Raw genomic sequence first — 25,259 nt, forward strand, 5'->3', positions numbered from 1 at the left:
TTGCTATATTTATCTATTATTTGATTTATTTTTACTATCTACCGATTGATTTTGATTTGGAGCAAGTGTATTAAAGATTGAATTAGCTATATATTCAGACAAAATCTTTTCTCCAGCTTTCGTGTAATGACAGCAACTATCAATATAAACTATCTCTTTGGCATTATCTAAAATATTTACACCATTGAAAATATTCACACCATTTTGTTTCAAATCATCTATCTTACTTAAAAGCACTGGATACCCCAATTCTGTTGCTTCTTTAAAAGGAGTATCAGAATCAAAAGCAATTTTCTTTTCTGCTTCACTGTAAATTCTATTGGTAGGGTAATATTGATTTGGCTGTAGAATATGAAAATATAAAATATTATTATTAGCAGCAATTTGCTTGATCATTATGGAGGCTTTTTTCCAATGTTCTGCCATAGTCTCATATAATTCTGATTTTTCTAGTTGAGGAGATTGTGCATAGAAATAAACGATACTAGCTTCAGTTTCTCCCGCAGCTTGTTGAGCTGCTTTTTTTCTTTCTTTATCAAATATTTTGACATTTTTACGATAGGTCGTTGCTAGATTTTGTACATAAATTGATGTCAAGGCATAACAGTAAGCTACTTGACACTTATCTAAAGTTTCTAAAGCATCTTTCAATTTATCTTTACTGTCGTTAATTTTTAACATTGCTCTAATAGATTTTGTCGAGAGACTATTATTAGCTATGTTGGTTAACGGCACAACATGATTGGTACTTGGCATCATAATATCAATATTATTTTTATTGTTTGCTTTTGCCAAAATTACCTCATTAAACCCATCTATATTGATGAGCATATCAAATTCTTGACCGATGGAGAGAAAGTAGTTTAATAGTATTAATTGTTGCGGTTGTTTATAGCCTCCTGTGGCAAAAGACAAGATAATAAATTCCTTATCTTTAAGTTCTGGAACTTGCTTTAATTTATTGACCAAAATTTGATTCTGAATTTCATATATTGAATAGTTAGAGGCAACTGAACCACCAAAAACTCCGATTATATATTGATTATCACTCTTTTTTTGATAGGGATAATCATAAGGAGAAATAAAACCAGCAGCATTGTATTTAAACCCTTCTCGAAAATCTGGTCCTGGTTTTTGAACATAGCCAAAGTAAGGATGCAGTCTTTCTATTACAGAATCTTCTAACCTAATTCCTGCTAAATTTATTCCCATCATATTGGTATTGACATTAGCATTATTATTTTCATTTTCTGCTTGATTTTCTTGTTCTTCCTCTTGATTGGTTTTTGCCACCTTTTCTCTCGTGTAGAAAAATTGCTTATACCTGATAAAATACCAAGCCAAAGAACCTAATTCTAAAAAGATAAATAGCAAAATTATGTTAATCAAAATAATTTTCCATAGTTCTTTGGAATCTTTGAACATACCCAGTTTTTTCATAGTCATTTTATAGAAGATATATTTATAGATTAATACAGTTCAGTTAAAGATTTTTTGGATAAGGAAGAAGGAAGAGGGAAAAAGGAAGAAAGAAAGTAGATAAGTCTATAGATAGATACAGTTCAGTTAAGGATTTTTTTTGGCAATTCTGTAATCTTAAAAGCTTATCTAATGGTTCCATACTTTATGAGTTTTGGTCTTATAGAATTTATCAAAAACTTTTCTACATTTTCGCATAGTAGGAGACCCACCCTAACCCCTCCCAGGAGGGGGAGTAGTAGTTGTATGTAACGTCCGTATAGGGAGAATCAAACACAAGAATAATTAACATTAACTTGGCTAAAATTAGCAAAAAAGTGATTCAGATATTTTTAATTACTTAATAACTGAAATTTTACCTAAGTATAGCATTACTTTATCCTGTTGATTTATAGATATATTTTTTTCGGTATCAGGCATCATTTGAATTTAACACCAGTCATTCCGTCAACCACTTTTTATCATTTTAAAAGGGGAGGCTATTGACCAAAATTTTCGGTCAAAATATCAAGTATTATTGTTGATAAAATAATAATCTTACTAATGTTTCAGTTATCCAATAAATTCTCTGATGGTTAATTTTAATTATTATACCATTTTGAAAAAAGAATGTTACGAATAGTAAGTGTGATTAAAAGGCTTTACAGGAAATGTCCCTTTGACAGAAAAGAGAATTTAGGACCTAAAAACTGGTATTGAAACCATTCATTCTGACCCCTGACTTCCCCTCCACCGGAGGGGTTAGGGGTGGGTTTACTTCTAAGAAAGACCCTCGCTATTTGTAGCAAATATTTATCAATTTGGTATTATACATTTTAATTTTGGCGTTGCTGATTTGATGTATGAAATTCAACTATAGAAATTTCCAAGAAGCGTGAGGTACGCGCATTCCTTGGTTTTAAGGAACAGGAAACAGAAGACAAATAAAGATAGGTGTATCTCATTAGGCTAAGAAACGCTATAAGTAGGTAGACAAAATTATTTGTATATAAATTTATTTGGCATCCTTTTATGACTCTACGACAGAGCAATCAAAAATGTACAATTAATTCTGTCTAGGTACTTAGTGGTAAATTTTCACCCAAAACAATAGTGGCAAATTATACCTATTTTTAACTCTAAAGTCACTGAAAAACTCCTTTCTACCTACTGACTCCTGAATCCTAACTCCTGACTCCTAACTTCTGTGAAATCATATATTTCGCACAAATAATTTGACATTATTTCCCCCACAAATTTATGACCTTCTATATTCCAATGACCTCCACAAGGTTCTGCATTATCAAATCCATATAAACACTTGCCTGTTTTTTGCGCTTCATCTACTAATGGTCCAGATAAAATATAAACCGGAATATTTTCTTGTTTGCCAAACGCTTCTATTCTCCGGTCTGGATAATATAAATCTGACAAATTATGAGAATTTTTAAATTTTTCACGGTGTTCCAAACTGGGATGCACCTGATGAGAATCACTAACTGCCATTAACATAAAATCTCCATTCTTTTCATAGACTTCATCCCTCATTAACCTAATTAAATCTTCCGTTACTTTCCAAGCTTTATCCCAGTCAGAATTTGATTCAGGTTCTCGATAAAAAGAAACAATAGTTTTGCCATAATCATTTAAAAATTGACGTGGTTTAGCATCCATATCAACTTTTCTAATTAACTGTAAAATCCGAAAATTTCTCACTAACCAAATTGGTAATATATCAACCATTGAAAAAACATAACGACCTCTTGACCAAGGTTTCATTGTCTGGAATGACATATCTAACTCTAACTGACCATTTTTATAGACAAAATAAGGTCTGAGATGGTCGTGGTCTAGAGGACGATAATTATTACGGAGGTCGTTACCAGCATAAAAAGCTAATATTACTAAATCTGGTGCATAATCCCAAACATGATGTCTTAAAGTCATCAACTGTTGAGCTGTTCCATAACCCTGTACACCAAAATTCATTACCTCAACTTTCCGGTCTTTTAATACAGGACACTGTTGTAATCTTTGCTCTATAATTGCACCATAAGTATCCTCCAATTTGACATGAATTGCTTCTGTAAAAGAATCTCCTAATAAAGCTATTCTTAATCCATTTTCAGGTTGAGTTTTACTACGTTCATAATCACGAAACCCTCCACTATTCATTTTTAATTCTGAAGGTATACCTTCTCCTGTCCAAAATGCTGTAGCGTTAGGATTTCCTGCCCAACCTCGATTTGGATCTTTAGCAGTATATAGAGATTTATTTTCTGATTTTTCATCTGTTCTAGGTGGTGGGGGATGTGCAATTCCTAATATTCTTAATCCTACTTCTCCCACTATCACAGCAAATATAAATGTAACTATTGTTATTCCTATATTTACTGCTAAATTTTGTCGCTTTTTCATTTTCTCTACTTATATGAAATACTAAAATTTTTGCTACAAATACTTAGGGTTTGCGTATGGAAAGTCTTTTTGCTGGGGTAGGAGACAGGAGACAGAAGAAATGGGAATGAGCGAGGAGGTAGGAGTAAGAATTGTAATACCAAATTCAAAAAAGGCAGTTACATCTTAATTTGTGATTTATTCATAAAAGAAAAAATTATAAATTCCATAAATTCTAAAATTTCCACCTTTTTTCCTCTTTAATATTTATGTTTTTCTTTCCCTGTTCCCTGTTCTCTGTTCCCTGTTTCGTCACGCTTTGCAATATTTTATGAAATTGGTATAAGAGTGATTTTTCTGCCCAACTATGTGCCTAAAATACGCTCCATGCATGAGCGTTTTAGACGTGATACCATGCACTTTTTAAAGGCCCCAAAAAGGCACTTGTCTTTATATGTCAATGCTTTTAGATTTAATCAGCAGAACAATAATTAGACTGTTTACAGGAGGACCGAGTCATACCATTTCTCTATTTCTCTATGAAGTTCCATTTAATATAAAGATGAGAATAGTCAGCTTAATCAGGTCTGAGCAACAATTATTAAGTTTATTGTTTACAGAGAAATGGTATCATATCATGTCCGTTTATATCGTTTGTGTAAACCCAAGGGTGAATATCTACAGGAAATGATGGTTTTTTCTTGCGAGGGTAGCCTTCTTTCCTCTTCCCTCTTTCTTCTTCCTTCTTCCTTCTTCCTTCTTCCTTACCTTTGCTATACAAGACCGATGCTACCGGACATGATATCAGTAGACACCTCCTCCACGCATAGGGAGTAGGAAGCAGGGAGCAGGGAGAAAGAATTGATGAATAAGAGTGGAATAATTGATTTGATTTTTTATTATTGGGGATGTTTAGTAGGAATAGTCTATATATCATTTAGTTAGAGTCAAATCCTGTTTTTATTCAAATCGACATTTCTAGGTAAAGTCTTTTAAGCAGGGAAATTATTCATAGTATTCTTTTTGATATTTCATATTAACTAACTTTCAATTTTAAGCCAGATAATACAGCAGAAGGAAGAAGGCTGAAGTTGGAAAAATCTAACGTTGTCTGAGCTTTAATCTTTTGGTATCTCAGTTTCCTTTCCTTCAAAGTAAGCATTCACCTATTAACAGTTAGCTCTGATATTTTTAATAAATGAAGCAAGCATTCGCTTAAGCTATACTACATTTTCAACCAGAGAATTGAAGCACAAGAACGACGAGTTTTAGTTGTCAACTAAAGGTAATGAAGCTGATAGCTGACCGCTGTTTGCGCAGCATTTCGCAGGAAATGTTTACCCTTCAACTGTTATATTACTCTAATTTTTATCTTGATTCTCCATTACATTTTTGATGGAATTAGCAACAAACCTTTCTAAAATTGTGTCTCCAACAAAATTATAGTGGCAGCAAGCATCTCGATAAACTACTTCTTTTTCTTCATCAAAAATATTCACACCATTAAATATATTTACGTTGGCTTTTCGTAAGTTATTAATTTTAGAAAATAACATTGGGTAACCTTTTTTTACTCCTATTGAATAAGGATTTCCTTCAATAATTAGAACTTTTTCTGCCGGGCTAAAAACTCTTTCAGTCGGATAATATTGATTAGGTTGAATAAAATGAAAATACCATTTATTTCTCTCGGCTAAAATCTGATTCATTGTTAGTGATGATTCATACCAATTTTCTGCTATCTTCTCAAAAGCTACCTCATATTCTAATACTTCAGGCATCTTCTTCAAATGTACTAGACTGTCACTATCAAGGTTTTGAGAATTTCGAGCTATCTGTCGATCGTATTTAATAATCTCTTTTTGATAGCTTTCTAATAATCCTTTGACTTGCAAACTTCTCAAACTATGGCACGAAGCTAGTTGACAACTTTCTAACTTATTAATAGCAGTTGATAAATTCTGTTTCAGTTCGCTAATTTTAACAATTGCTTTCATTACAGACAAATCATCACTAGCTAACCTTGTTAAAGGTAAAATATGTTGTATGCTTGGTAGAGTTAATTCTATTTTTGCTTGATTATTTTGATGAGATAGAGCTACTTCATTAAAACCATCTATATTGATGACCATATCAAATTCTTGGCCGATAGAAAGAAAATAATTTAAAATCAATAATTGCTGTGGTTGTTTATAACCTCCCCCCGAAAAACATAGGATGATTATTTCTTTATCTACTAACTCAGGTATACTTTTTAAGTTATTGATAAATTCTTCATTACCTCTGGATTGATTAATGTTCAGACCAACGGCAAAATTATTCGCAACTGAACCGCCAAAAATACCAATAATAAATTGATTCTTATTACTTTTAACAAAAGGATAATTGTACTGAGAGACAAAACCATAATTATTAATTCTTATTCCCGACTCTTCATGGGTAAAACTTCCTGCTTTTAGCACATAGCCAAAAAACGGATGTATTCGCTCTAATATTGATTCATTATCTAAATTTGCACCCAGTCTAGTTCCAGTTTTTTCCAGGTCTTCTCTTACTTTGGAAATAGTACTTTCTCTCGTATAAAATAGTCGATTTTCCTGAAAATAATAAAAACCTAATGATACAATCTCTAATCCTATAAATCCTAAAACTAAGTTAATCGTAACTAGACTGAATCCTGTTTTGATTCCCTGCATCCATTTAAAATTTTTCATGGCATTGCTGAATTTTTATTTACCAAATAATTAAGGTTTATAGCAGAAGGAAGAAGAAAGAAGGAAGAAGGAAGAAGGCAGAAGGCAGAAGGCAGAAGGCAGAAGGAAAAATATTGCTTTGTCTGAGTTTTCAGCTTTTGATATGTCTTCACTTTTCCTTCCACTGCTATAAATCTTCTTACTTAAAGAAGAAATCCTATTCGCCAATCCCATCCATTTTCAAGAGAGAGCCAAAAATAATTTTTAATTATTAATTACAGCATATTCGGAGATCGATTTGGTACGGCCAACGGTAAAGATTTTTTGTTTGTTTCCTATTCTGTCTCCCCATCTTTCTTACTACCTATTCCCTAAAACCATAAACATAAGTACTTCGTGTCTGTAGAAAAATGCTATATTAATTTTTAAACTTACTGAAACTTTTTTCGATTACCAATAAAATTTTTTTTTCCAGCAAGTATTTTAATTTATGAAAAGCCAAAAAAAAGAATTATTTTGAGAAACAAAGTGCTTTGGTATAAAGCATCCTTAACAAATTCCTTGAAGAAGGCAGCTATTGCAGGATGGCGGAAATAACTGACCAGTTACAAAATCCTAAAACAATTACAAATCAAAAATGATTGACTGTCAGATGTGCGTCCTACATTCTGGAGGCGATGTGTGCTGTTTGCCCAGCATTGCGTAGGAAAGGCAGAAGGCAGAAGCTCTAATTACATCGGTATTCAAACCCAAACAATTTTAAGCATTCTGTAGACGGTGGGGTATTAAACCCACAAAAGAAAAGATAAATAAATTTATACCAATTCACTTTAAGGATGTCACAAATAGCTTCATTCCTTTAAGTGTCAAATAATTGCCTGAAACTACTGTATTGTCAAAATTTTTAGCCTATTAAATCTAACTTTTGACTTCTGACTTCCGTGAAACGATATTAGAGGGTTTCCCTTTTACCTTCTTTGCTTAATCGAGTAGTATATTGTTCACACAAATAATTTCCCATTATTTCCCCGACAAATTTATGACCTGCTATATTCCAATGACCTCCACAAGGAACCGCATTATCAAAACCATGCAAACATTTACCCGTTTTTTTCGCTTCATCCCAAATAGGTCCAGCTAAATTATACACTGGTATATTTTCCTCCTTACCAAAATTTTTTAACCGAATATCTGGATAAAATAAATTCGGTACATTCAAAGATTTTCTAAATCCATCACGCTTTTGAATATCTGGTAAAACTTGATAAGAATCACTGGCTGTTATTACCATAAAATCTGACCCTTTATCATATACTTCATCTCTCATTAGTTTAATTAAACCTTCAGTAACTTTCCAGGTTTCTTCCCAATCATAATTTGATTGTGGTTCCTTGTAAAAAGCTAGATTAATTTCACTATAATCTTTTTCAAACTGACGGCGTTTAGCATCAATATCCACCTTTCTAATTAGTTGTAAAATCCGATAATTTTGCACAGACCAAAATGGCAAAAAATCTACTATAGAAAAGTTATAACGATCTCTCTCCCAAAATTTTAAATCGCGGAATGACATATCTTCAACAAGTTGACCATTTTTATAGACAAAATAAGGTCTGAGATGATCGTGTTCTAAAGCGCGATAATTATTGCGGAGGTCATTACCAGCATAAAAAACTAATATTACTAAATCTGGTGCATAATCCCAAACATGATGTCTTAAAGTCATCAACTGTTGAGCTGTTCCATAACCCTGTACACCAAAATTCATTACCTCAACTTTCCGGTCTTTTAATACAGGACACTGTTGTAATCTTTGCTCTATAATTGCACCATAAGTATCCTCCAATTTGACATGAAGTGCTTCTGTAAAAGAATCTCCCAATAAAGCAATTCTTAATCCATTTTCAGGTTGAGTTTTACTACGTTCATAATCACGAAACCCTCCACTATTCATTTTTAATTCTGAAGGTATACCTTCTCCTTGCCAAAATGCTGTGGCATTAGGATTTCCTGCCCAACCTCGATTTGGATCTTTTGCTGTATATAAAAGTTCTTGATTAGAGTCTTCTCTTGGTGGTGGTGGAGTTTCTATTTTTGCTATTCTTAGACCTATTTCTGCCACTGTTACAGCAAATATTAATGTGCTGACTGTTAATCCTAAATTGATGGCTAAATTCTGAAGTTTTTTCATTATATTTAGGTTAGTTGAGCAAGAGATTATTCTTAGTTTTAGTATTGACAATAAGTTAAGTTAAAAACCAAGTTATATATAGTACCTGAAAGTATAAACAATTGGGGTAATTTTCTAATTTATGGAGATACAGTAGAGAAACTTTTTTCACTCATATCAAATTTTAATAATTAGTTATTTTAGGTCATTGCGACTAGAACGGAGTGGAAGGAAGCAATCTTGAAAGTCCCTGAGATTACTTCCTATCGTCCCAATGACCACTTTTCAACGGGATTATATCTACATATATTACATATATATAGAAAGCATTTGCTATCTTTGCCCGCGTAAAAATTTTTGAGTTACGAGTCGGGAGTGGAATAGAGGCAATACAAGAAAAAGATTGAAAAATACTCCCTTACTCCCCTACTTTTAAGATTAGAATCAGATTTTTCCCATCATTAAATCTTTCCATCTATCTCTCCTAGGGTGGAAAATCACAAACATTTTCATTTTATGAAGCTCATAAAAAAATCGGCGGCTCAAAGGATTTTCGGTTCCATACTCACAATTTTTGTGATATTATAAATGTTATTAGGGTTTGTTCGTACCTACGCATGACTTTTTATTCAACCAAAATTCCTGACTGAGGCACAATCAAATATTTAGGCATTTTGTGAAGCTCATAGAAATGCTTGTTTTTCTCATCATCAAATCTTTCCTTCCATCTCTCCTAGGGTGGAAAATCACAAGCATTTTCATTTTATGAAGCTCATAAAAAAATCGGCGGCTCAAAGGATTTTCGGTTCCACCCTCACAATTTTTGTGATATTATAAATGTTATTAGGGGTTGTTCGTACCTACGCATGACTTTTTATTCAACTAAAATTCCTGACTGAGACACAATCAAATATTCAGGCTTTTTTTCCAGGAGAAATACTAGAAATATTGTCATTTTGTGAAGCTCATAGAAATGCTTGTTTTTCCCATCATCAAATCTTTACCTTCTATCTCTCCTCAGTAGAAAACCACAAACAGTTTCATTTTATGAAGCTCATGAAAAAATCGGCGGCTCAAAGGATTTTCGGTTCCACCCTCACAATTTTTGTGATATTATAAATGTTATTGGGGTTTGTTCGTACCTACGCATGACTTTTTATTCAACTAAAAATAGTATATTTGTCTGAGCGATCGCGAATTTTGTACAAAAGTCGTCATTGCGACAATAGGAAGCAATCTCGCACCACCCCTAAAATTGCTTCCTTCCACTTCGTTTCAGTGGCAATAAAGTAACTAATCATCATGAATTTGATATAAAATTCTGACTTCTAACTCCTAACTCCTGACTCCTAACCGCCATATTTCTCGCACAAATAATTTCCCATTATTTCCCCTACCAATTTATGACCTTCTACATTCCAATGACCTCCACAGGGAAGTGCATTATCAAAACCATGTAAACACTTACCTGTTTTTTTAGCCTCATCCCAAATAGGTCCAGCTAAATTATAAACTGGTATATTTTCCTCTTTCCCAAAATTTTTTAGTCTAATATCTGGGTAAAATAAATTTGACACATTTAAAATTTTTTTCAAGTTATCGCGCTCTTGAACATCGGGAAGTACTTGAGAAGAATGACTAACTGTTATCAGCATAAAATCTGCCTTTTTTTCATATACTTCATCTCGCATTAACTTAATTAAACCCTCAGTTACATCCCAAGCTTCTTCCCAATCAGAATTGGGTTTTGGTTCTTTATAAAAATCTATATTAATTGCATTGTAATCCCGATTATACTGACGGCGTTTAGCATCAAGATCTACCTTTCTAATTAACTGTAGAATTCGAGAATTTTTTATCAACCAATATGGCAAGAAATCTACAATAGAAAAAGCATAACGATTTCTCTGCCAAAACTTCAAATTTCGGAATGACATATCTGCCACAAGTTGCCCATCTTGGTAAACAAAATAAGGGCGTAAATGGTCATGTTCTAGACCGCGATAATTGTTACTAAGATCGTTACCTGGATAAAAAGCCAATATGACTAAATCTGGTTGATAATCCCAAACACGATCCCTTAAAGTCATTAATTGTTGTGCTGTTCCATAACCATTTACCCCAAAATTTATTACTTCTACTTTTCGGTTTTTCAACACAGGGCATTGTTGTAGTTTTTCTGCCATTATTGCACCATAAGTATCTTCTAATTTGACATTAAGTGCTTCTGTAAAAGAATCTCCCAATAAAGCAATTCTCAATCCATTTTCTGGTTTATTTTTACTCCGTTCATAATCGCGAAATCCTGCACTATTCATTATTATTTCAGAAGGGATACCCTCTTCCTGCCAAAATCCTTTGCCATTAGGTTTTCCTGCCCAACCTCTGTACATATCTTTGAAAGTATGGAGAGGATTTTGATCTCCATCTATTTTTATCGTTGGATGCTCAATTCCTGCTATTCTTAATCCTATTTCACTTACTGTCAGAGTAAATATTAATGTACCCAATGTTAATCCTAAATTGATGGCTAAATTCTTGAGTTTTTTCATTAAATTGGAGGTTTATTTTTTAATAAAAAGTCTTTTGATAAGGGTAGGAGTCAGAATTAAAAATTCAGGAGAATTATACAGAAGAAAGGAGGAAGAATTTTTCTTTGATTTTTCTGCCCTTATTTGCCCAAAATACTAACTTTCTTCCCTACTCCCCTACTTCCACACTTCCCACACTCTCCTATATAGCAGTCGAAGCAAAAGTTAGGACATTTTAAATGCTCAAACCTAGACAGGAATTACTTTTAACTTTTGACTTTTGACTTTTAACTTGCGCGTAGCGCTATAACCTTTTACATAAATTTTCAGCAATAATTTCTCCTGCTAATTTATGCCCTGTAGCATTCCAATGTCCCGTACACATTGTCGTATTTTTAAACCCATGAACACAAACCGGATTTTCCCGAACATAATCATCAAAAGGTTCGACTAAATCAATCACAGAAAAATTATAAGTTTCTCCTAAATTTTGCAGTCTTTTTGTTGGATATGACCAGTCTTGAATATTCATAATTTTCATATACCCTTCTCGCCATTCTTGATTTGGATGAACTCGCATCGGAGTCATCACTTTAGCTACTTTAAATTCTGCACCTTTTTCTTGTACTTCTTTTGCCATGATTCCTATTAGTTCATCAGTAATTTTCCAAGCTTCTTGCCAAGCAGAATTTGGCGGTTCTCTAAAATTATTAGCTTGTAAATTTTCAAAATGTCTGGCAGCATTTCTCTTCTTTTGATCTGCCTCTACTTTTTTGATAATTTGTAAAATTCTGACATTATTTACTAGCCAAGTTGGTAATTTATCGACTGTAGTAATCATGTAGCGGTTTGCTTGACTAATAGTTAGTTCTCTAAAAGATAAATCTAATTCTAACTTCCCATTTTCATAAACAAAAAAAGGTCGATAATGATTATTTTCTAACTGTCGAGAATTATCAGTAACATCATTGCCAATAAAAAAAGCTAAAAGCACAATATCCGGCTGAAAATCCCATACTTTTTCTCGGAGAGTTAATAATTGTTGGGCAGTTCCATAACCATCCACTCCAAAATTAATTACCTCTACTTTTTGACTTTCTAAATTAGTACATTTTCCCAATTCCTTCTGCATTACTGCCACAAAAGTTTGCTGATAAGAAACCTGCACTGCTGAAGTAAAAGAATCCCCAAGTACAGCAATTCTTAGAGTATTTTCTGGTTTTGCTTTAGTAATTTCCGGTCCTCTAAGACCATGACTATTAAACTCTAAATAAGCCTTTCCTTCGCTCGTCCACCAACCAGAAACATTACCTCTATATTCCCAACCTCTAACCGGATGAGGAATAGTATGAAATGTAGGATAAAATTCTGCATGGGTACTTTCCGACATTTTTTTTAAACCCTCCAAACCAGCAATTCTTGCTCCTACTTCAGCGATCGCTATCCCAACAAATAAACTGGCGAAAATCATACCTAAATTTACCACCAAAGTTTTTAGTTTAATCATCCTCTCAGCTATAATTTTTTTGTATTTTGATCCTGTAGATTGGGTTGAGGAAAATTAGCAGAGTTTATCCTGGGGATAAACCCAACTTTTCAGTTATCAGTTATCAGTTAACAGTTATTAGTACCTGTAACTAAAACCTTCTGCTAGAAATGTAAAGTTAACTAGCTATTAGCTTTTACCATTTCCATACCGGAATGCTCCGCAAACAGCTAGCCTCTTGCAGAGGAACTCCGTTAACAGCTTTTAGAAGCTCTGGTTTAAATCCCCAGTTTCTATAAACCGAAAGGTGCGTGGAAGAGTAACAGTCCCCTTCTAAACGTTTACTGCTGACTGCTGACTGCTGACCGCTGACCGCTTTTTTAAACGTCAAATTAAAACAAAGTATAAATAAACGGTGCAATTACAGAAGATTGACTCAGAACAATCAAAGCTCCTAACAAAACTAAAGTAATAATCAAAGGTAATAACCAATATTTTTTCCGCTCTCCCATAAAACCCCAAAGGTCTTTGAGAAAGTCTAATATTCCTTCAAACATTTAAAAAGGTCGCTCCATACTTTCTCTAGTTTTTAATTGACTCATCACCCGATAAGTTGAAGTTTCAGTATTCAATTGTCGTTCCATTGGGTCTTTTTTAAACATTCGCATAATCAAACCCATTGGCATAACTACAAGATAAAATACTAACCCCATCCATAGGGGAGTCATTATTTTACTCAGGAAAATTCCCACCCGCATCCAAAACTTATAAACAGGTCCCAAAGTTGGGGGTGAAACAATTGCCAATACCAATAGAGGAGTAGCAATTATCCAAGGCCATGCAGGAGGAGGCCAATGTCTGTGGAGTAACGGTAGTAATAGACCGAATAAACCGCCAAAAACACCACCCACTATTAGACCAAATTCCCTGAGACCCTTCTTATCAATTTTCGGTATCTCGCGATCGCTCATTAGTTATGCATAATCAATATTTCGTTAACTTTTAACTCCTAGCAGAAAAGTTATCAAAAGTCAATATAAGTTGGGTAGAACGGTAGTGATGCCCAAAAGCCTTAAACACTGGTCACCCAGTAAGCTTTTTCAGCGTTCGTAGACTCAAACAGACGCACTTTTTTTCACCCTAAGATGGAAATAAACTATGCGTATATTTGTTTACTAGATTGTCTTGCCGTAGCTGGATTGGATTTAGTATCTATAAATTGCACAGAATCAAAAGTATTAATCCATAGATGAGCGCCACAACTTGCTGGTTTGTAAGGTCGATAGACGATTTGGCAAGGACCTGAAATATATAACTCATAACCATAATAGTTATGACCGCTGTGCTTAACTGACACTACAGCTTCCAATTCTGTTGGAGGCTTCTTTTTATTACTTTGAATTTTGTTTTGATTGACATGAATCATTTTTGGTGTGGTAGATTCTCTCTTGCGCCACATACCTTTCGGACCGCGCCGAGCCGGAATTATTACAGGCATTCCACTGTCTGAAACTGGAATTTCCCAGAATCTACCTTTTTTCTCAGCTCCTTTAACTCTTCCTTGAGCAAGTAAAACTAATAAACGTTGACGAGATATACCTAATAAAAAAGATGCTTCTCTAGTACCCATAATTTTTTCCCTTAACTGTTGGACAATAGTTAGTTTTTAATAAAAAGGCAATTTTGATAATTAATTTTACTTAAGAACAATACTAAATGAAATTCTAGAATCTACCATTTTTTTGAGATCCTTTGACTCTTCCTTGAGCTAATAAAACTAATAAACGTTGACGAAACATACCTAATAAAAAAGATGCTTCTCTAGTACTTATGATTTTTTCTTCAACTGTTGGACAATAGTTAATGTTCAATAAATATAGTAACTTTGATAGAGTTACCTTCTTTCCCAACACCAAACCCATGCTGTGAAAGCGCCCAAATGACATTAATGCAAATACATTGAATTTTACCAAGTTCCTCTATAGTTCGCTCTATCATCTATTTCTCCTATTTCTTGCTTCATTAAAGTCTGGGTCATAGTTTTTCCAGTATTAGTATGTCCACCTTCTTGAAAACTAGACAAAGCTATACATTTGCCATCGGTGACTGCAAATGATTTGATTACTCACCCGTTTCAATGTGTACTTGCACAGAAAGTTGATGTTCTGCCCATAAACTATGGGTTAGGATTCCCTCAAGGGCTTTCCTCCACTGAAAAAGTTGAGTCCTCTGGATACGATGTAGTTTAATAAAACTAGCAACTCGCCTCCAATGACTCCAATCATGTTTGTTGACATCCTCTGGTCTCAACAAACACTGTGGTATTTTTTCTGATAATTTTAACGCTCTACGGCCAATTACTAAAGCTGCAGCAGTGCCACTATTCAGGCCATACTTAGCCATATAATTAATCATTCCAATTACACTGGTAAAAGCTGGATTTACTTTAATTAATTCAACTCCAAATCTTCTACAACGTGACAATATAGCTTCCCTAAACATTCCCGTAGAAAAATTGGAAAGCATCTCATTATAAACTTTACCTTCCTCGCTCATCTTGGATTTTTTCTTGGTAAAATCCAGAGACTCAATAGCAATAGCACATTCAAAAAATTCTGCTAATTTCACAACTTGGCAAACAATATTTCTCATGGATGCTTGCCGTTGTCCTGTTGTTTGATTTTTCCATTTATACGGGATTTCTTCTAAATATTCAATGTTACCATCCCACTTCACATAAGTAACTGAAATTGAATCAGCATTAAAGTCAATACCTATACAACCATTTTTTCTTATATGAACTACTGGTATTTCTGGTACATAAGTAGAAAGATGTACATACCAATTATCCTGTTTATACTCCCTGCGAAAAACTTGAATTGTGATTGGTTTTAAATTATTTATGGCATAATCTAAATCTGTTGCTCTATATCTGCCATCCCTATCTGAAACTTAAAATTCTAACTGTATTTTCTGACCATATTTGTCTTGTAATGGTCTAGGTAGTTGAACTTGTAATTGATATAAGCCATCCTCTTTTAATGGGAAAACTTTGAGCATAGTTCCACCGCCTGGCTGAGATTTTCCTACACATAAAAATCTGCCTGAGCGTTTTTTTCTCCAATCTAAACCCCATTCTTCTTGGGTTTTATATCCATTTTCTGCTAAATTATGTTGAGCATTAAATAATTTCTGTGAGCCAAAACAAATATGTAAACGTTCTGTGTTTTTTAACTGCTTTAATTTTCGTTTCAGACTAGCTATTTTCTGAATTTTACTCTTTAAACCTAGCAATTGATGAAAAAAAATATTTCGGGCTTGTAGATGCGGAAAACCTTTTTTTGTTGCTAATTTTAAAGTTTTTTCTAGTTTAGTGATGAGTTTTTTTGCAGCAGTTGTTTTAGCTTGGATTTGTAACTCTAATTTAGTGATATTGTTATCCTTAGCTGTTTTTAATTGGTTTAAACATTGAGTGGCTTCAGTAGCAATTGAATCAGCCCATGCCCATTGGATGTTAAACCGCTTCATTAGACGCTTTTCTACTTCTGATTCTGACAACTTCTCAGTTTGCATCCAGTTGACAGCAGAGCGTTTCCAGGATTCATATAATTCTCCCAGTTCCTCAAAAACAGGATGATATTCAATTTTTGCTTCTATCCCTGTTAAGGAACCGTGAGATTTGGCCATTACTTACATTTAATCACTTTTCCCAAGATTAGCAAAGCTTGTCTAAGGGTGTCAATAATATTTGCTATAGCAATGTTTCTTGGTTTATACCTAAAGCTTCTGCGACCTTAGTAACGGTCAGATTCAAAGGTTCAATGTAGAGTTCTTGAAGCACTTCGCCTGGGTGGGGTGGGTTATATATTTTCATTTTCAGATATAGGGGAAGTATTCTGTAGGAAAAAGCATCAGCTTAACACGTAAAAATTCAATAAAGATGGTGCGTTAAATCTCATTAACACACCCTGCTGGTTTACTCAACCCAACCTACGGCAGCCATCACCCTCTCCTAGAACTTGCTTATGGTTGGTGTGGCATCTCAAACCTCAAGCATCTGAACGTTAGGGCAAAGTCTTCTGGTAAAGCAATAGCAAAATCCCAAGGGTTGGGAACGAAGGTAATTTGCAGCGCCTCTTTCTCTGCCAGTTTCTCTGGTGACAGATCGCCTAAATACCATAACTTGGAAAGCGTCGGCGCGATATTCCATATCATGGATTGTGAATCCTCAAGACCCAAGACAAAGCTGTTTGCATAATGCGGGTCATCAATTGGAGTATTGGCATCAGCATCTGGCTTCTCAATAAAGATCCGGACGCCCTGCAAAGCTCGTGCCTCACGGGGACGAAGTTCTTGGATATAGAGACGGGCAATCTTGAGAGAGTCATCCTCTAAGTAGAGATTGAGGCGTTGCCGAACCTCCTCCTCGATCTCTACCTCAAAGGTGCTAGGATTAGCGGTAATGACATTCATAGTGATGGGATAACCCCCAGTACAGTAATTACTTGCCTGGGGACTCTCAGCCCCAGCGGTTGAGTTTGAGGTGGGATAAACTACGGAGACTACGCCCATGAAGACAAGAGCAATGATGAGACTCATAGCTATCCTCACGAACCTGGGAGACCTCCGCACTAGGAGCCAGTTTTTAGCCATTGAGGTCAACAATCTCGATTTTTATTCTATCTGGTTGGATCTCCTCCACCGTTGCAGAAGCGTCACGATCTCCAAAGAGCGATCGAGTTACAATTGAGACTGGCAGAGTAGTATCCTCTGGCAGGTCGGCATTTCCATAAAGTCGCTTCACTGCTTTAGTGGCATTTAGAATTACATTCTTCTTGTGTTTATGATCTTGGGATTTGCTGTCGCTGCCACTTCCTCCCTCGAAAAAGGTGAAGTTGTCAACAAATCCCGGTGCAGAAATTGGGGTCTCGGGCGTAATACCAGAACCCAAAAATATGAAAACTCCGGTGTCCTGTCGCTTGGGTATCTTGACACCCTCAATGCGCAGCCGTACAACATAATTGGGCGCACCCACTGCTGTCGCACCTAGCAAGCTACGAGGTCGCCTGCGCAAAGGCGTATCAGTTTCAAACGTCAGTAAATTCTCTTTAATGGAGGACTTTGAAGCAACTACCGAATCTATTACCTGTGGCTTTGATGGTAATGTCCGAAGAGGCAGCAATCGCGATAGGTTAGAAAGCTTATCTGTATCATAGATGTAGCCCATCACCGTTGAGTTTACAGTGTCACCACAGGTGAAGTTTCCACCCACCTGGTTTCCATCAGCATCGTAGAAGTTGTTAAAGGATTTCTCCGTCCACTCAGAGTCGTTAGGATAGTTGTGGCCATCCCTGCCTAGCCAATCAGAGTACAGTCGGTCTACATTGCAATGGTGCATCCAGAATATGGGGTCTAGCGGTGAAAAAGTCTGCACCATATTGCTAGACTTTCCAGAATCTTCGCCACCAACCCAACGATGTACAAAGTTGTGTGGTGTTTCCTCCAGCTCACCCGCTCCTGGTTCTTTAGATCCAGAACCTAGATAAGATTTGTAGTCTGGATTACTCTGAATTTCTTCAACCCTTCCAGCACCAACATAAGCGTTTAGTTGAGCGTAATTAAACCTCGCTCCTTCTGGAACACCACGCCCTGCAGGTGGCGCATCAGGACAGTTGGACTGGATTGAAATATTGTCGTCAAGAGGATTGCCGTCACCGTAGAATTGACTCGGCACGCTAATAGTTGATGACCAATCCCAATAGGGCAGTGCAAAGTTGGGGTTCTCGCTAAAGTGTTGGATGAGCTTCTCGAAGTAGTAAAGGTAAGAGCGATGCCAGGGCGCAAAGTACCAGTTGGCGTGCTGACAGTCATTAAAGCCATTACAATCGCCATGAATGAAAGCTTGCATAATCCAGCTTTGCGGAGCGGAAGAATTTGTCTCAATAAGTTCCTTCATCTTCCCCACACCTTTACTCAAGGAAGCCAAATCATATCATGTCCGTTGGTATCGTTTGTGTAAACCCAAGGGTAAATATCTACAGGAAATTTAGATTTTTTTCTTGCGAGGGTAGCCTTCTTCCCTTTTCTTTACTCTTCCCTCTTCCCTCTTCCTTCTTGCCTCTTCCTTCTTCCTTCCCTTTGCTATACAATACCGATGCTACCGGACATGATATCACTCTCAGCTCCACGGCTAGTAACATCCCTTCGTATGCGGAAGGATTCTGCGCGTGCTACCTTGGTTGGCAGAAATGCTAAAGCTGTAGCCGCACCAGTAGATATCAGGAACTCGCGGCGGGTTTTGCCAGTTAACATAATTGATTTTCTTCTCCCAAGTTTGACAACTTGTCTTACTAACTAAATCCTAAACAACTTGGATTCTAAATGTCAACCGTCGAAAAAAATTATTGTAATAGATGCTTTCTCTGTTATAATTTTATATCTACTTAAATTAAAGTGTTTAGATTGAGACGAGAATTTCTGGCCATGAAAAAAAGGATTAAGGATTTCAGCCAAAAAAGTGTTTCATTTTTATTTGAAACAACTATATTACTCTGTTTGAGTGGCAATATAACTAATCCACTCATAACAGACTAATTTTAACTTTTAAATTTTGATTTAACTTTAATCCAACTCAAACTCGTCTTTCCAAGATTCATCTTTTTCCCAAGGAATTTGCTGAGTCTTCGCCATCAAAAAATTCTCCACCACCAAATAATCCATCTCTGTCCGCATAAAACACCGATAAGCATCTTCGGGCGTACAAACTATTGGTTCACCCCGCACATTAAAAGATGTATTCACAATTACCCCACATCCCGTCAACTTCTCAAAATGACGAATCAAATCGTAATACCGAACATTCGTCTCTTGATGAATAGTTTGAATTCTCGCCGAATAATCAACATGAGTAATAGCCGGAATTTCCGATCGCGGCACGTTCAACTTTTCAATTCCAAACAACTGCTTTTGCTCCTCTGTCATGGGAATTAACAAATTCTCCTGCACGGGAGCTACCAACAACATATAAGGACTCGAATGTTCAATGTCAAAATAATCTGAAACCCGTTCCGCCAAAACTGAAGGCGCAAAAGGTCGAAAAGACTCCCGATACTTAATCTTCAAATTCATCACTGACTGCATCTTCTGATTCCGGGGATCGCCAATAATAGAGCGTCCTCCCAAAGCACGGGGTCCGAATTCCATCCGACCTTGAAACCATCCCACCACATTGCCGTTATCTAAAATTTCTGCCAACCGAGGCATTAATTCTGTATCTGGCAAATATTCATATTTTGCCTGAATAGCATCCAGATATTCCCGAATTTCCTCATCTGCAAACTTCGGTCCGAGGTAAGCACCTTGCATCATGTCATTAGGAGCGCTACAAACAGGAGGTTTTGCCAGAGAAACAGCAGAATTTCCAGACTCCACAGAAATTAATTCCTTTTCGGGAATATTTTCAACCACCTTTTCTATTACCCGTGGTTGATTGTGATATTCGTACCAAATAGCCAAAGCAGCACCCAATGCTCCACCAGCATCTCCCGCTGCAGGTTGAATCCAAATATCTTTAAAAATACCTTCCCGTAAAATCTTGCCATTCGCCACACAATTGAGAGCAACTCCCCCTGCCAAACAAAGGTAGTCAGCATTAAGTTCTTTTTGCACTGTGCGACTCAGACGTAATACTACTTCCTCAGTTACTCTCTGAATAGAAGCAGCAATATCCATTTCTCGTTGACTAATTTTAGTTTCAGCTTTGCGAGGAGGTCCGCCAAAAAGTTTGTCAAATTTCTGATTAGTCATAGTCAACCCGGTTGTGTAGTTGAAATATTCCATATTCAACCGGAAAGTACCGTCAGCTTTTAAATCTATGAGGTTATTTAAAATCAAATCTACATAATTAGGTTCTCCGTAGGGAGCTAAACCCATAAGTTTGTATTCCCCAGAATTGACTTTGAAACCCGTGTAATAAGTAAAAGCTGAGTAAAGCAAACCCAAAGAGTGAGGAAAATCTATTTCCCACTGGGGAGTAAGTTTATTTCCTTCTCCCAACCAAACCGAAGTTGTCGCCCACTCACCCACTCCATCCAGACACATTACCGCAGCACGGTCGAAGGGACTAGGGAAAAAAGCTGAAGCTGCATGAGCTTGATGATGTTCTGTAAACATCAGTTGAGGAATTTGGGATGACTTACATTTACCTAATGTGGCTAATTCTCTTCTTAAAAGTGTTTTTAAATATAATTTTTCTTTTAACCAAATTGGCATTGCCATGAGAAAAGACCGAAAACCTTTAGGAGCATAGCTGAGGTAAGTTTCCAGAAGTCGCTCAAATTTGATTAAGGGTTTGTCATAGAAAACTACTTGGTCTAGGTCGAGTAATTCTATATTGGCTTCTTTCAGGCAATAGGAAATAGCATTTTTGGGAAATCTGGCATCGTGTTTTTTACGAGAAAATCTTTCTTCTTGAGCGGCGGCGATAATTTTTCCATCACATACTAGGGCGGCGGCGCTGTCGTGGTAATAGGCTGAGATTCCCAGAATGTTCATATCTATAAATTTTTTCTCCTCACATAGGGCTTTTTATCTAGTTTTGGCCAAAATTTAGTCAAATATCCTCAAATTATAGTTCATCAAAGTATACTCATCTAGTTAGGGCTTGCTGATTAAATATTAAAGCATTTACATATAAAGGTTTTAGCCATTTTAAGTCGTGAAAAAGTATCAGTTTTTCGGTGAAAAGAGCTGCATAAAGTCAGGAATTTGGGGTAACGTGAGGCAGAAAAATCAAGGAAAAATTATTTCTCCTACAATCCCAGTCTTCCCACACTTCCCACACTTCCCACACTTTGCTTTTTTCAGCAAGCCTTAGTTACCTTGTAAAAATTTAGACAATACTAAATTAAGTTCTCCATCATTGAGGGGATAATGTATTGCTGGCAAGTTGTATCGTTCGCCCCTTACCATAAAAATTTAATTCAGTCAATTTGGAGAAATTACCACTTCTAAAATTAGTTACATAATTAAGAGCGATCGCTAATATCAATTCTCAAAGACTTTGGTATATTTGAGTTTGCTATTTATAAATACTATATTATGAATAATCCCTCTAAAATTAAAAATGAAAAACTTAGTTTAACAGAATTACTATCAATGGGAAGTGATGTTTTACAGAGAAACTTAAAGGCTTTCCTAGTAGTATTTTCTCTAATATTTTGATTTTTTTATATCATTAATAAGTTAGCTTATTTTGCTATTGTACAAGTGGTACTTTGGGTTTAAAATAACTCAGAATTTCAAAATAATCTTTTAGAAGCATTCCCAAATTTTTCTTTACATCCCATATTCTTTGTGTTATTTTTTTTATGCTTTTTGACCTTTTTATTAACATTATTGATCTTGATATTATTTATTTATAATAGCTACTTAATAGCCATATCAACTGTTACAGAAAATTATGTACTAGAAACAGATACTAATTATCATAAAATAATCAAAAAAATATTTACAAGCTTTATCTCCCTTTCTTTCCTACACTTTAGATATTCTATCAACTCTGTTATTCGCTATTTTTTACTATTAATCCCAGGTATAATTTATCGAGTAAATAATCAATTCTATTGGCTGGCTTTTATTCTTAGAAAAAAAAGGGATAAAACAGCTCTTTTTTACAGTCGTTTGTTGGTAAGTAGTAATTTCTGGAAAGTCTTCTTTTTAATTTATTTATTACCGATTTTTTTCGGGATTGCTTATTCTATTCTTTCTTCTCGTATTTATGAAATACTATATAGTATCTCTAGTAATATTTCTTTAGAAAATGTTTTTTTAGCTTCATTATTTTCAGAAATTTTAGGAATTTTAAATTTATTTTTCTGCTTACTTTTCTACTTATCTATTATGATTATAGGGGATACTGCTCAAATATTATTATTTCTTAACCGAGATTTTCTTCTCAATCTAGATTTGCAGAAAAATTTGCAGAGAGCTGTAATTAATAATCGCCAAGGAAATTTTCAACAGGCAATTGCTAATTACACAAAAGCGGTTGAACTTAATCCCTATTATCCTATAGCCTATAATAATCGGGCTAATATCTACAGTCATATTGAAAAATATGAACAAGCCTTAGCTGATTATAATAAAGCAATTCAACTTAATCCTAATAATTTTAAAGCTTATATTAACAAAGGTTTAGTTTATTATAAGCAGGGAAAATATGAACAAGCATTAGTTCAGTATGATCGAGGTATTGAAATTAATCCTAACTATGCTTTTGCTTACTATAATAAGGGTTTAGTTGATCAACAAAAAGGAAATAAACAACAAGCTATCAAACATTTTTTAAAAGCTGGCAATTTATACAAACAACAAAAAAATAAAGTGTTCTATCAAAAAACTCTTAATCAATTAAGAAAGTTAAGAAAAAATTAGATATAGGAACTACAAGTTTCGAGTTTCAAGCTTAGAGTCTTTAAAAGACCTTGACAAGGATGTAGGACATAATTTTAATATATTTTGTACTGTTATTATGAACCTATAAAACTATTGTTGAAACTCTTAAATTGAGCTAATGGAAAAATCGTGAAAATTATTCAAAATCCTATTATCGATATAGACTCATCCATCATCCTTATAAAAAGACTTTAAATAAATTTTTACTTCTGTGCCATAGTCAAGTAAGTTTAATTTTAGCGATCGCTCGCCTTTATTTTAACTAGCTATCAGCTTTTAGCATTCAGGATAAAAATCAACCTACAAAATTATTCTACTGCTGCAAAGTAGCTGCAACTTCTGGCAAAGACAACAACTTTTCATACAAAACATTAGCAAAAAATTCATTGCCAAATACAGAATAATGCCCATCACCTCCCAAGAATACTATTTCTACTTTGTCATTAGACATTATGTTTCTAAATTCAGCAATTAGATAGATATAAATTATGTTGCGTTTCTCTAACTCTACTTGTAGATATTGTCGCCAAAAATTAGATTCATTTCCATAATAGTCAGAACGAGTAGGTAAATAAACCACTACCAATTTACTATTTTTATCTCTATTTATTTCTGCCAAATCCTCAAATATTTTCATGGCTATAGCAGGAGTTTTTGTAACATATTGATTATCAGTTTCCAACTTTCTCGGAAACAATGTTTGCCAGAGACCTAAAAATCTTAACTCTTGAATATATCTGCTGCCTTCTCTAATTTTTGGAAATAAAAAAGCACCTCTAGGCACAGGAAAATTATGATTAACTAACTCCCCATTTTCTAAATACAGTAATGGTTTTCCATAACCAAAAAACTTTGCACTTTGCATCCGTAAAAAATCATCAGTAATAAAAGCAAATATCTGAATGTTATGCTCAAATTTAGTACCATCACGTTTGTACCATAAATAAACTTGGTCAACACCATTTAAAGTGTGTCAGTCTACTAGGAGGAATTACTACCTTAAATTAGTTTTTGAAAATAAAAATTAATTACTGAAATAAAATCTGGTTATACAGCGATCACGCAACTACATTATCAAATATTCTTTCTCTTCAGACTATTAACTCTTCATTTAAAGACATTTGGTTGAGAAGATAAGCTCTGCCTATAATTGATAAATATTTTTTATATAAAAACTATCTTGCAATCTGTTTTGATTATGTGTATATTAAAAGTATGAAGTAAAGCAGAGCAAAAGATATGTTTAGTAGCAGTTCAAAAAAGTCAACGATAACAACATTTACACGGACATATTCAGCCACGAATTTACAAGATATAGACAGTGCTAAATCTCCAATTGCTTGGCAAATATATGAAGAGTTTTTAGGCAGCATAGCTAATCAGCAGAAACATCAAATAGCTTCTATGTTTAATGATTACTGTAGACAAAATCCTCATGCTATTGAGTGCAGCATTTACTCATCATAATTCTCTTGGTTTTAACTATATATCATCATTACAATTAATTCAAAATAATAGGAGTAAAAAAATGCAAACTACTACTAATAATTGTCCCCAAAACCCCATTGATGTTTTGCTACAAACTTGCCGTAATTTTATAGAAAATATAGATATTAATAATCCTGAATTTGCCAGAAAATTATGTCAATTGATTCCGGCTCAATGCCCATTTGCCAGAGATATTAAATTCTTTGGTCGTACAGTTTTGCATATTCCACCTCTATGTAAACTAAATCCTTTTTACTATGAACTAATTAGTTTACGTTTTCGCGCCCTAACTTTCTTAGCTGATGTTTGTTTAGAAGATGTTACTCCTTATTGTTAAGCAGAGGGAAGAAGGAAGAAGGAAGAGGGAAGAAGGAAGAGGGAAAAGGGAAAATATTGCTTTGTCTGAATTTTCAGCTTTTGATCTGTTCTAACCTTTTCTTCGACTGCTATAACTACTAGTGCAGGATGGCAGAAATAAGTGACCAGTAGGAGCAATGCCCTCTTCCTGAGATAGAATACTCAGAGGTGCGATCGCATCGGAGAGGCCAGCCCCAAAAAGTGACCACTAAAAAAAAGTGATT

Annotated in this window: 22 protein-coding genes; 4 read left to right on the top strand and 18 right to left on the bottom strand. The window is 34.9% G+C overall.

Going from position 1 to position 25,259, the window contains the following annotated elements:
- Positions 1-9: 9 nt before the first annotated feature.
- From F6K06_RS25745 to F6K06_RS25825, 17 genes are all read right to left on the bottom strand, one after another.
- Positions 10-1,425 (bottom strand): hypothetical protein, encoded by a 1,416-nt coding sequence (locus F6K06_RS25745; protein WP_375339683.1) that lies wholly within the window; start codon positions 1,423-1,425, stop codon positions 10-12.
- Between the two features lie 1,200 nt (positions 1,426-2,625).
- Positions 2,626-3,876: an SGNH/GDSL hydrolase family protein gene (locus F6K06_RS25750; RefSeq protein WP_124146022.1), complete on the bottom strand. Its 1,251-nt coding sequence runs from the start codon at positions 3,874-3,876 to the stop codon at positions 2,626-2,628.
- A gap of 586 nt (positions 3,877-4,462) precedes the next feature.
- The gene (locus tag F6K06_RS25755; RefSeq protein ID WP_161564621.1) at positions 4,463-4,636 is read right to left on the bottom strand and encodes a hypothetical protein; all 174 of its coding nucleotides are present in this window, start codon (positions 4,634-4,636) and stop codon (positions 4,463-4,465) included.
- 580 nt (positions 4,637-5,216) lie between these two features.
- Positions 5,217-6,569: a hypothetical protein gene (locus F6K06_RS25760; RefSeq protein ID WP_124146023.1), complete on the bottom strand. Its 1,353-nt coding sequence runs from the start codon at positions 6,567-6,569 to the stop codon at positions 5,217-5,219.
- Between the two features lie 931 nt (positions 6,570-7,500).
- On the bottom strand, positions 7,501-8,739 hold the full coding sequence (locus tag F6K06_RS25765; protein WP_287244497.1) for an SGNH/GDSL hydrolase family protein: 1,239 nt from the start codon (positions 8,737-8,739) through the stop codon (positions 7,501-7,503).
- Between the two features lie 1,328 nt (positions 8,740-10,067).
- Entirely contained in the window at positions 10,068-11,270 is a 1,203-nt protein-coding gene (locus F6K06_RS25770; RefSeq protein ID WP_124146025.1) for an SGNH/GDSL hydrolase family protein, read from the bottom strand.
- A 283-nt stretch (positions 11,271-11,553) separates the two neighbouring features.
- Positions 11,554-12,756 carry an SGNH/GDSL hydrolase family protein gene (locus F6K06_RS25775; RefSeq protein ID WP_124146026.1) on the bottom strand — a complete coding sequence of 401 codons (1,203 nt, stop codon included), beginning with the start codon at positions 12,754-12,756 and terminating at the stop codon, positions 11,554-11,556.
- A 371-nt stretch (positions 12,757-13,127) separates the two neighbouring features.
- Positions 13,128-13,292: a DUF5989 family protein gene (locus F6K06_RS25780; protein WP_192901158.1), complete on the bottom strand. Its 165-nt coding sequence runs from the start codon at positions 13,290-13,292 to the stop codon at positions 13,128-13,130.
- Positions 13,293-13,706: an SxtJ family membrane protein gene (locus F6K06_RS25785; RefSeq protein ID WP_124146027.1), complete on the bottom strand. Its 414-nt coding sequence runs from the start codon at positions 13,704-13,706 to the stop codon at positions 13,293-13,295. It lies immediately after the preceding gene.
- A 185-nt stretch (positions 13,707-13,891) separates the two neighbouring features.
- Entirely contained in the window at positions 13,892-14,365 is a 474-nt protein-coding gene (locus F6K06_RS25790) for a hypothetical protein (RefSeq protein ID WP_287244502.1), read from the bottom strand.
- A 94-nt stretch (positions 14,366-14,459) separates the two neighbouring features.
- On the bottom strand, positions 14,460-14,681 hold the full coding sequence (locus F6K06_RS25795) for a hypothetical protein (RefSeq protein ID WP_287309036.1): 222 nt from the start codon (positions 14,679-14,681) through the stop codon (positions 14,460-14,462).
- A 175-nt stretch (positions 14,682-14,856) separates the two neighbouring features.
- Entirely contained in the window at positions 14,857-15,471 is a 615-nt protein-coding gene (locus F6K06_RS25800) for an IS200/IS605 family accessory protein TnpB-related protein (protein ID WP_287244507.1), read from the bottom strand.
- Between the two features lie 216 nt (positions 15,472-15,687).
- Positions 15,688-16,422: a hypothetical protein gene (locus F6K06_RS25805; protein WP_287244510.1), complete on the bottom strand. Its 735-nt coding sequence runs from the start codon at positions 16,420-16,422 to the stop codon at positions 15,688-15,690.
- Between the two features lie 64 nt (positions 16,423-16,486).
- Positions 16,487-16,609 carry a hypothetical protein gene (locus F6K06_RS25810; protein ID WP_287244512.1) on the bottom strand — a complete coding sequence of 41 codons (123 nt, stop codon included), beginning with the start codon at positions 16,607-16,609 and terminating at the stop codon, positions 16,487-16,489.
- Between the two features lie 149 nt (positions 16,610-16,758).
- On the bottom strand, positions 16,759-17,208 hold the full coding sequence (locus tag F6K06_RS25815; protein ID WP_287244514.1) for a hypothetical protein: 450 nt from the start codon (positions 17,206-17,208) through the stop codon (positions 16,759-16,761).
- A gap of 172 nt (positions 17,209-17,380) precedes the next feature.
- The gene (locus F6K06_RS25820) at positions 17,381-18,691 is read right to left on the bottom strand and encodes a tyrosinase family protein (RefSeq protein WP_287244516.1); all 1,311 of its coding nucleotides are present in this window, start codon (positions 18,689-18,691) and stop codon (positions 17,381-17,383) included.
- Between the two features lie 665 nt (positions 18,692-19,356).
- Complete coding sequence (locus tag F6K06_RS25825) at positions 19,357-21,288, bottom strand: carbamoyltransferase (RefSeq protein ID WP_287244518.1); 1,932 nt, start codon at positions 21,286-21,288, stop codon at positions 19,357-19,359.
- Positions 21,289-21,834: 546 nt separating this feature from the next.
- On the opposite strand from F6K06_RS25825, the gene F6K06_RS25830 reads away from it, so the two are divergent.
- On the top strand, positions 21,835-21,957 hold the full coding sequence (locus tag F6K06_RS25830; RefSeq protein ID WP_287323311.1) for a hypothetical protein: 123 nt from the start codon (positions 21,835-21,837) through the stop codon (positions 21,955-21,957).
- Positions 21,958-22,137: 180 nt separating this feature from the next.
- Complete coding sequence (locus tag F6K06_RS25835) at positions 22,138-23,169, top strand: tetratricopeptide repeat protein (RefSeq protein WP_124146032.1); 1,032 nt, start codon at positions 22,138-22,140, stop codon at positions 23,167-23,169.
- 334 nt (positions 23,170-23,503) lie between these two features.
- Here the strand turns inward: F6K06_RS25835 and F6K06_RS25840 are convergent, their stop codons facing one another.
- Positions 23,504-24,055 (bottom strand): hypothetical protein, encoded by a 552-nt coding sequence (locus tag F6K06_RS25840; RefSeq protein ID WP_124146033.1) that lies wholly within the window; start codon positions 24,053-24,055, stop codon positions 23,504-23,506.
- A 374-nt stretch (positions 24,056-24,429) separates the two neighbouring features.
- On the opposite strand from F6K06_RS25840, the gene F6K06_RS25845 reads away from it, so the two are divergent.
- Positions 24,430-24,657 (top strand): CP12 domain-containing protein, encoded by a 228-nt coding sequence (locus tag F6K06_RS25845; protein WP_124146034.1) that lies wholly within the window; start codon positions 24,430-24,432, stop codon positions 24,655-24,657.
- 61 nt (positions 24,658-24,718) lie between these two features.
- Positions 24,719-25,015, top strand: a complete 297-nt coding sequence (locus F6K06_RS25850) for a Mo-dependent nitrogenase C-terminal domain-containing protein (protein WP_124146035.1) — start codon at positions 24,719-24,721, stop codon at positions 25,013-25,015.
- The last annotated feature ends 244 nt before the right edge of the window (positions 25,016-25,259 follow it).

The sequence above is a fragment of the Okeania sp. SIO1H4 genome (genome assembly GCF_010672695.1).
GTDB lineage: Bacteria > Cyanobacteriota > Cyanobacteriia > Cyanobacteriales > Microcoleaceae > Okeania > Okeania hirsuta.